This window comes from Bradyrhizobium sp. (assembly GCF_016462955.1).
Taxonomy (GTDB): domain Bacteria; phylum Pseudomonadota; class Alphaproteobacteria; order Rhizobiales; family Xanthobacteraceae; genus Bradyrhizobium.
In genome coordinates, this window is the sequence record NZ_JAEMSD010000251.1 from 1 (window position 1) to 9,724 (window position 9,724).

Annotated in this window: 11 protein-coding genes; 6 read left to right on the plus strand and 5 right to left on the minus strand. The window is 64.0% G+C overall.

The features are described from left to right. Positions 1-200 precede the first annotated feature (200 nt). From JHD07_RS23140 to JHD07_RS23160, 6 genes are all read left to right on the plus strand, one after another. Positions 201-1,517, plus strand: coding sequence for a mechanosensitive ion channel domain-containing protein (locus JHD07_RS23140; RefSeq protein ID WP_291626212.1), 1,317 nt, complete (start codon positions 201-203; stop codon positions 1,515-1,517). A 110-nt stretch (positions 1,518-1,627) separates the two neighbouring features. Next, entirely contained in the window at positions 1,628-2,452 is an 825-nt protein-coding gene (gene map / locus JHD07_RS23145) for a type I methionyl aminopeptidase (protein WP_291626214.1), read from the plus strand. Positions 2,453-2,613: 161 nt separating this feature from the next. Next, the gene (locus JHD07_RS23150; RefSeq protein WP_291626216.1) at positions 2,614-3,573 is read left to right on the plus strand and encodes an MBL fold metallo-hydrolase; all 960 of its coding nucleotides are present in this window, start codon (positions 2,614-2,616) and stop codon (positions 3,571-3,573) included. A 122-nt stretch (positions 3,574-3,695) separates the two neighbouring features. Continuing rightward, positions 3,696-4,409, plus strand: coding sequence for a DNA repair protein RadC (radC, locus tag JHD07_RS23155; protein ID WP_291626218.1), 714 nt, complete (start codon positions 3,696-3,698; stop codon positions 4,407-4,409). A gap of 54 nt (positions 4,410-4,463) precedes the next feature. Beyond that, complete coding sequence (locus tag JHD07_RS39850) at positions 4,464-4,805, plus strand: DUF6883 domain-containing protein (protein ID WP_366865051.1); 342 nt, start codon at positions 4,464-4,466, stop codon at positions 4,803-4,805. Positions 4,806-4,810: 5 nt separating this feature from the next. Then, positions 4,811-5,035 (plus strand): DUF4926 domain-containing protein, encoded by a 225-nt coding sequence (locus tag JHD07_RS23160; RefSeq protein WP_291626220.1) that lies wholly within the window; start codon positions 4,811-4,813, stop codon positions 5,033-5,035. A 142-nt stretch (positions 5,036-5,177) separates the two neighbouring features. On the opposite strand, the gene JHD07_RS23165 is transcribed toward JHD07_RS23160, so the two are convergent. The 5 genes from JHD07_RS23165 to JHD07_RS23185 form a co-directional block, all read right to left on the minus strand. Next, positions 5,178-5,870, minus strand: coding sequence for an AprI/Inh family metalloprotease inhibitor (locus JHD07_RS23165; protein ID WP_291626222.1), 693 nt, complete (start codon positions 5,868-5,870; stop codon positions 5,178-5,180). Continuing rightward, positions 5,870-6,859 carry a 2-hydroxyacid dehydrogenase gene (locus JHD07_RS23170; protein ID WP_291626224.1) on the minus strand — a complete coding sequence of 330 codons (990 nt, stop codon included), beginning with the start codon at positions 6,857-6,859 and terminating at the stop codon, positions 5,870-5,872. Before JHD07_RS23170 ends, JHD07_RS23165 begins: the two co-directional genes overlap by 1 nt. Continuing rightward, complete coding sequence (locus JHD07_RS23175; RefSeq protein WP_291626226.1) at positions 6,859-7,677, minus strand: ABC transporter permease; 819 nt, start codon at positions 7,675-7,677, stop codon at positions 6,859-6,861. The genes JHD07_RS23170 and JHD07_RS23175 overlap by 1 nt, the downstream gene beginning before the upstream one ends. Then, complete coding sequence (locus JHD07_RS23180) at positions 7,674-8,504, minus strand: ABC transporter ATP-binding protein (RefSeq protein WP_291626228.1); 831 nt, start codon at positions 8,502-8,504, stop codon at positions 7,674-7,676. The genes JHD07_RS23175 and JHD07_RS23180 overlap by 4 nt, the downstream gene beginning before the upstream one ends. Before the next feature lie 194 nt (positions 8,505-8,698). Then, entirely contained in the window at positions 8,699-9,721 is a 1,023-nt protein-coding gene (locus JHD07_RS23185) for an ABC transporter substrate-binding protein (protein WP_291626230.1), read from the minus strand. Positions 9,722-9,724 lie beyond the last annotated feature (3 nt).

Genomic DNA, 9,724 nt, shown 5'->3' on the forward strand with positions numbered 1-9,724 from the left:
CAGGTAAAAATCGCTGGGATTGCATCCTTATCGTCGGCGGACTCGTGCGCCAACCCATTTTCCGTGGTTCGCTGCGATCTGCCCTCGTTTTGAGGCCTTAACGCGCTTCACTTCACGGTGTATCGGTGGCCCGGCCGCGCCCGTTGTGGGATTGTCCGGCGCCCTCGAATCAATTCTTCCTCCGCCCGCCGACGAGACCGATGGACATGGACCTCAAAGACTTCATGGAGTTCGTGCAGACCACCGCACGCAGCGTCGGAGCGGAGATCTCCTCTCCGTGGTTCTACCTGCAATTCGGTCTCATCCTGGCCGCGGCCGGCATCGCCTATGCCGCGGAGGCCGCGATCCGCAGCCGTGTCGACATGACGTCACTGGCGATGCGCTTGCCGCTGCCGCTCCGGCACTTCATCCGGGTGATGGTCGCCAGCGCCTCGACGGCGGTGTTCACGCTGCTCGTGATCGTCTCGCGCGTGGTGATGTATCACGCGACCTGGCCGAGCCGCTCCTATCTGCTGATGGTCGCAGCCAAGCTGGGCTTCGCCTGGCTCGTGATCCGCCTCGTGACCTCGGTGCTGCGCAACGCCTTCATCGTCCGCCTGGTGTCGATCACGGCCTGGTTCGTCGCCGCGCTTTCCATCGTCGGCCAGCTCGACGCGACGGTCGAGCTGCTGGATTCCTTCGCGATCGTGCTCGGCGGTCTCAGGCTGACCCCGCTGCTGGTGCTCAAGGCCGGCGCACTGCTGCTGATCGCACTCTGGCTCACCAACATCGCCAGCAATTTCGCCGAGAGCCGGATCAATTCGACCACTGATCTGACGCCGTCGGTGCAGGTGCTGCTGGTCAAGATCATCCGCATCGGGCTGCTCACGGTTGCGGTCGTGATCGCGCTCGGCGCGGTCGGGATCGACCTGTCCGCGCTCGCGGTATTCTCCGGCGCAGTCGGCGTCGGCATCGGTATCGGCCTGCAGAAGATCGTCGCCAATTTCATCTCGGGCATCATCCTGCTCGCCGACAAATCGGTGAAACCCGGCGACCTCGTCACGATCGGCGACAACACCGGCCGGATCAGCGCGATGAAGACGCGTTACATTTCCGTCGCTGCCGGCGACGGGCGCGAATTCCTGGTGCCGAACGAGGACCTGGTGACGCAGAAGGTCGTGAACTGGACCTATACCGACAAGAACACGCTGGTGAAGATCGCCTTCGGCACCAATTACGATGCCGATCCCCGCCTGGTCTGCACGCTCGCCGCCGAGACCGCCGCCGCCCATCCGCGCGCCCAGAAGGGCAAGCCGCCGACCTGCATCCTGAACGAGTTCGCGGAAGCCGGGATGAAGTTCTCGCTGACCTTCTGGATCGCCGACCCCGACGGCATGGACAAGGTCAAGAGCGACGTGATGCTGGAGCTGTGGGACGCCTTCAAGCGCGAGGGCATCCGGGTTCCCTATCCCGTCCGCGAAATCCGCATCCGAGGCGGCGTCCTGCCGGTGGAAACCACCGTAGAAGTCCCGAATTAGGACGCTTTCGGGCCAGGAGCGGTCGGCTCGGCTTGCATGAAGGCCGCCAATCATTAAATTGGAGCCTGAAATCAAGCCTTCCCACCGACATCGAGGACGACCGCATCCGCATGAGCTACGTCGAAGCCACCGAGACCTCCCTGCGCAAGACCGGACAGATCAAGCTGCATGGGCCGAGCGCCTTTGCGGGCATGCGCAAGGCGGGTGCGCTGGTGGCGAAATGCCTCGACGAGCTCACCGACATCGTCGGGCCGGGCGTGCCGACCTCCAGAATCGACGAATTCGTCCGCGACTTCGCCTTCAGCCACGGCGCCTATCCGGCGACTCTGATGTATCGCGGCTACCGCTACTCGACCTGCACCTCGCTCAACCACGTGGTCTGCCACGGCATGCCCGGCGACCGGCCGCTGAAGGAAGGCGACATCGTCAACATCGACGTCACCTTCATCGTCGACGGCTGGTATGGCGATTCCAGCCGGATGTATGCGATCGGCCCCATTGCGCGCAAGGCCGAGCGCCTGATCGAGGTCACTTATGAAGCCATGATGCGCGGCATCGCCGCGGTGAAGCCCGGCGCCACCACCGGCGACATCGGCCATGCCATCCAGAGCTTCGTCGAGCCGCAGGGCATGAGCGTGGTGCGCGATTTCTGCGGCCACGGCCTCGGCCGCATGTTCCACGACGAGCCGAACATCATCCATGTCGGCCGGCCCGGCGAGGGCGTCCAGCTCAAGCCCGGCATGTTCTTCACCATCGAGCCGATGATCAATCTCGGCAAGCCGCATGTGAAGATTCTCTCCGACGGCTGGACCGCGGTCACCCGCGACCGCTCGCTGTCGGCGCAGTTCGAGCATTCGGTCGGCGTGACGGCGACGGGCGTCGAGATTTTCACGCTGTCGGAGCGGCACGGCGAAAAGCAGATCGCTGCAGCGTAAGCACAACCCTTGTTGCAAATCGCTCTCAAGACAACGGCCTGCCTGCGTCATCTTGCCGTTCCCCGCGTGACAATCGCCAGGGAATAGGCGAGGCATCCCGGTGTCGAACCTTCGCGGGCTTCAACAGCCTTCCGAGGATTCACCTCAAAGGGAGCACCACTATGTTCGAGGTTTCACGTCGCGATCTGGTCCTCGGGAGCACGGGGGCAGCGCTGGTCTTCGGCCTCAAGGGGCCCGTGTCCTTCATCGATGCCGCCTCTGCGCAGCGCGCCGGCGAGAGCCTCTCGTACAAGGTCGGTGACATCGAGGTCTTCAGCCTGCACGAGGGCTCGATCGAGCGGACGGTGACCGAGGGCATCGTCAAGAATGCCGGGCTCGACGACGTCAAGAAGGCGCTGACCGCAGCCGGCATCGGACCCGACAAGATCGACAACCCCTTCACGGTCACTGCGATCCGGACCGGCGGCAAGGTCGTTCTGTTCGACACCGGCTTCGGCGGCAACGGTCCCGCCAGCGTCGGCAAGCTCGCCAGCAACATGAAGGCGGCCGGTCTCGATCCGGCGACAGTGTCGACGGTGGTGATCTCGCATTTCCATCCCGATCACATTTCGGGCCTGTGGGTGAAGGAAACCAACGAGCAGGTGTTTCCGAACGCGGAAATCATGATGCCCGAAGTGGAGTACAAGTTCTGGACCGATGCGGCCCTGGTTGAAAAGGTGCCCGAAGCCAACCGCCCCCACGTCAAGCGGATTCAGGCGACCTTCCCGACGTGGAAGAACATCAAGCAGTATGGCGACGGCGCCGATCTCGTGCCCGGCGTCAAGGCCATCGCCACGCCGGGTCACACGATCGGCCACATGTCCTTCCTGGTGGCCTCCGGCGGGCAGCAGCTCTTCATCCAGAGCGACGTCACCGGCATCCACCAGCTGTTCGTCAGGAATCCCGGCTGGTTCTCCGGCTTCGACAGCGACGGACCGAAGGCGGAAGCCACGCGGCGCGCCTTCTTCGACCGTGTGATCGCGGAAAAGGGCATGATCGCCGGCTATCATTTCGGCTTCCCGAACGTCGGCACGCTGGCCAAGGACGGCAACGGCTACGCCTTCGCCGCCGTCAAGGCCTGATCGCGCCCAACGCCGTGATACGAAGGCGCCGTGTTCGCGCGGCGCTTTTTCTTTAGCTCTGCCGGGTCGTCGCCCGACACTTCAGAGTTGCAAAAACCGCCGGGCGCGGCATGCTTGTGCCGATGCCCCGCAAGACCGACCAGCCAGACAATCCAGCCGCCGACACGCCGCACTATCACGGCCATCGCGAGCGGCTGCGCGAGCGCTTCTACAGCGCGGGCGCGGATGCGCTGAGCGACTACGAGCTGCTCGAGATGGCACTGTTTCCGGCGCTGCCGCGGCGAGACACCAAGCCGCTGGCGAAGACGCTGATCAAGATTTTCGGCTCCTTCGCCGAAGTGGTGCATGCGCCGGTGGCGCGCCTGCGCGAGGTCGACGGTGTCGGAGAGGCTGCGATCAACCAGCTCAAGCTGATCGCAGCTTGCGCGCATCGCGTCGCCAAGGGTGGGGTCAACAGCCGCAACGCGCTATCGTCCTGGAACGAGGTGATCGACTATTGCCGTACCAGCATGGCGTTTGCCGAGAAGGAGCAATTCCGCCTGCTGTTCCTGGACAAGCGCAACCAGCTGATCGCCGACGAGGTGCAGCAGACCGGCACGGTCGACCACACCCCGGTCTATCCGCGCGAGGTGATCAAGCGCGCGCTGGAATTGTCGGCGACCGCGCTGATCCTCGTCCATAATCACCCCTCCGGCGATCCCTCGCCCTCGCAGGCCGACATCCAGATGACCAAGGCGATCATCGATATTGCCAAGCCGCTGGGGATCGCCGTTCACGACCATATCATCGTCGGCAAGAACGGGCATGCGAGTCTGCGCGGGATGCGGTTGATATAGGCGCGAGATAAACGCCCGTCATGGGATACACCGGACACGTTTGAGAATCAGGACATGCCACGCCTCCCTGATTTTGACCGTGTTGTCGTCCCGGAGGCGAAGATCGTGAGGTATTTGTTAAACGCAAACCACCCCGGCGGCCGCGCAAAGGCTCGTTTCCTCGAAGGGTTGGGTTTCAGTGTCCAGAACTGGCCTCTCTTGCGCGATGCCATCGTCGCGCACGCCAGGGCAAACGACATCACCAAGTCACATCGATCGCTGTTTGGAACTAAATACGAGATCGACGGCCCGTTGGAGACCCCGCAGGGTCGTACTCCGATCGTCCGTGTGGTATGGTTCGTGGAGCCTCAGGAAAACGTCCCACGCTTGGTGACCTTGGTCCCGAGGAGGATTTAGTATCAATGATCAATGAATTGGACCTTGTCGTATTGAAGCGAGATGTGCCTTCGGAACGGCTAACCGCCGGTGACGTGGGCACCGTCGTGCTGGTGCATCAAGAAGGCGAAGCCTTCGAGGTGGAGTTCACGACGCTGTCGGGGGATACGGTTGCCGTTGTCACTCTCGACGCGTCCGACGTGCGACCGGTCGAGGCGCGCGAGATCGTCCACGCGCGCGCAGTCAACTGATGCAACTTGACGCCAACGTGTATCCGATGGATCCGCAACAATATCGCTGAACGACTGCCGGTCCCCTCTCGGATCGAGCCCGCGCATGTCCGCTAACAGCCCCCTACCGCTCCGGTTGCCGGGACGGTACCGGACCCCTCACCTACTGCCGCAGCATGATCAACGGATCGGCGGTGTCGGGGACGCGGCGCCATTGGGCGTGGTCGTCGGCCTCGAACTGCCAGGCTTCGCCTGATTTCGACATCAGGATGATCTGGCCGCGCTCGAGGCGCCATTGCGTCGGGTTGAACTGCGCGACGGCCGCGTCGCATCGCGGCTTGAGGAAGACCTGGAAATTGTCAGCGTCGGCCTCGGTGTTGGTCAGCGTCAGCCCGCACACCGGCTGGCCGTTGCCCCGCACCATCGACCAGTCGCCGATCATCTGGTCCATCGACTTCGCCATCGAGCGGGCGGCGGCGAGGTCCTGCAGGATGTAGACCCCCTCGCCCTGGCGCAGGCCCTCGAAGATACCGGTCTCGACCTCGGTGAAGTCGATCACGGCTTCACCGGCCGCATCCTGCAGGCGGACGATGTCGAGGCCCCTGACATTCCAGGCGACGATGTCCTTGGTGAAGGGCAGCGCGGTCTTGCAGGCCGGCTCCAGCTCCAGCTTAAAACCCTGGCCGGCGCCCTCCGCCTTCAGCGTGACGACGCAGGTCTTGCTGCGCTCGGTAGTCGACAGCTCCCATTGTCCGGGCATTTGCTTCTTCAGGCTCGTCGCATCCTGCGCGTGCGCGGCGCCGATCGCGGCCAAAGAGGCCGCGACGGCGAATGCGAGGGCCCGAAGGGCGGTCATCAGCGTCCCTTGACCGGCGTTTCCGCGACCGGGGTCAGCGGCGCCTTGCCGGCGAACCAGGCCTTGAGATTGTCGACCACGAGCTGGTCCATGGCGTTGCGCGTCACCACCGAGGCGGAGCCGATATGCGGCAGCAGCACGACGTTCTGCATGGTCTTGAGCTCGTCCGGCACGTTCGGCTCGGCCGCGAACACGTCGAGGCCGGCGGCGAGAATGGTGCCCGATTTCAGCGCCTGGACCAGCGCCGGCTCATCCACCACCGAGCCGCGCGCGACGTTGACGAGAACGCCGCGCGGACCGAGCGCCTTCAGCACCTCTTCGTTGATCATCTTGTTCGTAGCGGCGCCGCCGGGCACGATCACCATCAGCGTGTCCACCGCCTTCGCCATCTCGATCAAATCAGGATAGTGCTTGTAGGAGACGTCCTTGGACGGATTGCGCGAGTGATAGACGACGGGCACCAGCGAGGCATCGAGCCGGCGCGCGATGGCCTGGCCGATCCGGCCCATGCCGACGATGCCGACCTTGCGGTCGCGCAGCGAGCCGACGCTGAGCGGATAGTTCTGGGTCTGCCATAGCCCGGAGCGGACGTAGCGGTCGGCCTTGATGAATTCGCGCAAGGTGGCGATCAAGAGGCCCATGGCGACGTCGGCGACCTCCTCGGTCAGCACGTCCGGCGTGTTGGTGACGACGATGCCATGCTCGGCCGCGTATTTGGCATCGATGTGGTCGTAGCCGACGCCGAAGCTCGCCACCATCTCGATCTTGGGCAGCTGCGACAGCGAATCCTTGTCCGCACGGACCGTGTGATAGGTCACCGCGACGCCGCGGATCTTGTCGCGGATGGCCGGCGTCAGCCGTTCGAGATCGCCGCGCGTCTCGGCCTTGTGCACGACGAAATGATCGGAAAACCCGTTCTCGAGGATCGGCCTCACCGGCCCATAGATCAGGAGGTCGATCTTCTCGGACGAAATCGAACCGGCAGCCATCAATTGTCCTTTCCAAGCGCGCTTTCGTGCCAGCGCCGTAAAACGAGGTGGGAAACTAGCGCCAGCACCCCATAGATGACAATCCCGGCCAGCGACAACAACAGCAGCGCCGCGAACATGCGGGGTATGTTCAAGCGGTAGCCTGATTCCGCGATTCTGTAGGCGAGCCCGGAGCCGGCGCCGGCTGTTCCCGCCGCGATCTCGGCCACGACGGCACCGATCAGCGACAGCCCACCGGCAATGCGCAGGCCGCCGAGGATGTAGGGCAACGCCGCGGGCAGCTTGAGAAAGCGCAGCGTCTGTTGCGGCGAAGCGCCATAGAGCTGGAACAGGCCGGCGAGATTGCGATCGACCGAATTGAGCCCGAGCGTGGTGTTCGACAGCACCGGGAAGAAGGCGACGATGAAGGCGCAGACCACGACCGCGGTCTGCTGCTCCAGATAGATCAGAAGCAGCGGCGCGATCGCGATGACCGGCGTCACCTGCAGCACAACCGCATAGGGGAACAGCGAATATTCCACCCATTTCGACTGGTTGAACAACAGCGCCAGCGCGATGCCGCCGATGCTGGCGGCGGCAAAGCCTTCGAGCGTTGTGAGAAGCGTGGTAGCGAGCGATTGCGACAGCACCGCCCAGTCCTTGATCAGCGTCAGGACGATCACGGATGGCGCCGGCAGCACGTAGGGCGGGATGTCCCTGAGGCGAACCAGGAGTTCCCAGGCGATGAGGCCGGCCGCGAACACGATGACTGGCAGGACGAAGCGCATCGCGCGTTGCGCGCCCGACGGTCTCGCGATGACCGGGCTTTGCGCGTTCATAGCGTCGACTGCCCCGAATAGGACGGCGCCAGCGCGGCCGAGACGCGCCGGCAATAATCGGAATAGGCCGTGGAGGTGCGAAACTCCTCCCCGCGCGGCTCGACCGTCTCGATGCGGATGTCGGCCTGGGTGCGGCCGGGCCGCCCCGTCATGACGACGACCCGCTGCGACAGATAAACGGATTCGAACACCGAATGGGTGACGAAGATGACGGTCTTGCGCAAGGACCGCCACAGCGCGAGCAGATCGTTGTTGAGGCGGAAGCGCGTGATCTCGTCGAGCGCGGCGAACGGCTCGTCCATCAGGAGGATATCCGGATCGGTGACGAGCGCGCGGGCCAGCGACACCCGCATCTTCATGCCGCCGGAGAGCTCGCGCGGATAGGCATCGGCAAACTCGGCGAGTCCGACGCTGGCGAGCGCCGCGTCGGCGCGGTTGCGCCCTTCGGCCTTTGCGATGCCGCCGAGCTTCAGCGGCAGCCGCACGTTCTCGCGGATATTGGCCCAGGGCATCAGCGTCGGCTCCTGGAACACGAAGCCGATGCCGTGACCTGGCGGAATTTGCCCCGTCTGCATCCCGGCCTGGTGCCGCGCCACCCGCACCGTGCCCGAAGTCGGCGCGCCGAGCTCTGCGATCAGCCGCAGCACCGTCGACTTGCCGCAGCCGGAAGGTCCCAGCAGCGAAATGAATTCGCCCTTGCGGACAGCGAGGTCGAACGGGCCGAGCGCCATGACGCCGTTGTCGTAAGTTTTCGTCACGCCGCGCAGGCTGACGGCGAGACGCGTCAGGCCGGTGTCGGCGGCGGACGAGGTTTTGCGCTCTACCATCGCGCGCTGATCATGGCGGGGCACGTCACCTCTCCCCGACGGGGAGAGGTCGGCGCGTAGCGCCGGGTGAGGGGCCGCGGGTCCGACGAGAGAGCGTAACCCCTCACCCGCATCGCATCTGGCGATGCGATGCGACCTCTCCCTTCGGGAGAGGTGGGCACCAGCCGTACCGACGTGCCAAAGCTCTGCATGCGCTACGGCTTGTTCGGGCGCAGCTCGAGGCCGACGCCCTTGTTGACGAAGCGCAGCGTGTAGGATTTGCGGAAATCGAGATCCGCTTTCACGACGCCGGCCTTGACCATCTTGTTGAAGAAGGAGCCATAGCGCTCGTCGCTCATGGCGCCGATGCCGTTCTTCAGGCTGTCGCCGGAATCGACGATGCCGTGCTCCTTCATCTTGACGACGGAATAGGCGAGCAGATCATCCGTCATCTCCGGATTGAGCTTCTTGATGAGCGCGTTGCCGGCGGCATTGTCGCGATAGATGTAATTGTACCAGCCGATCATGGAGGCATCGACGAAGCGCTGGACCAGATCGGGCTTCTTCTCGACGATGTCGCGACGGGTCTCGATCAGGGTGGAATAGGTGTTGAAGCCGTAATCGGCGAGCAGCAGCACGTTCGGCTTGAAGCCCGCCGCCTTCTCGACCGCGAACGGCTCGGAGGTGACGTAACCCTGCATGGCGCTCTTGGAATTGGCGATGAAGGGCTGCGGATTGAAATTATAGGGGCGCACGTTCTTCTCGCCGAAGCCGTATTCGGACTTCAGCCACTGGAAATAGCTGGTCATGCCCTCCTTGGAGACGAACAGGGTCAGCGGCTTGAGATCCTCGATCCTGGCGACCTTCGCGTCCGGATGGGTCAGCATCACCTGCGGATCCTTCTGAAAGATCGCCGCGATGGTGACGACGGGAACGTTGTTGGCGACCGCGTCGAACGACATCAGCGTGTTCGCGGCCATGAAGAAATCGATCTTGCCCGCGATCAGCAGCATGCGGTTGTTCTCGTTGGGACCGCCGGGGACGATGGTGACGTCGAGGCCGTACTTCTTGTAGGTGCCGTCGGCGACCGCCTGGAAGAAGCCGCCATGCTCGGCCTCGGCCACCCAATTGGTGCCGAAGGTGACCTTGTCCAGCGTTTCGGCCTGTGCCGGCGCAAGAGAGACCACGGCGGCCACGAGGCCCATCGTTAACGCTCGTCGCAGATGAGAGGGGGGCATGAT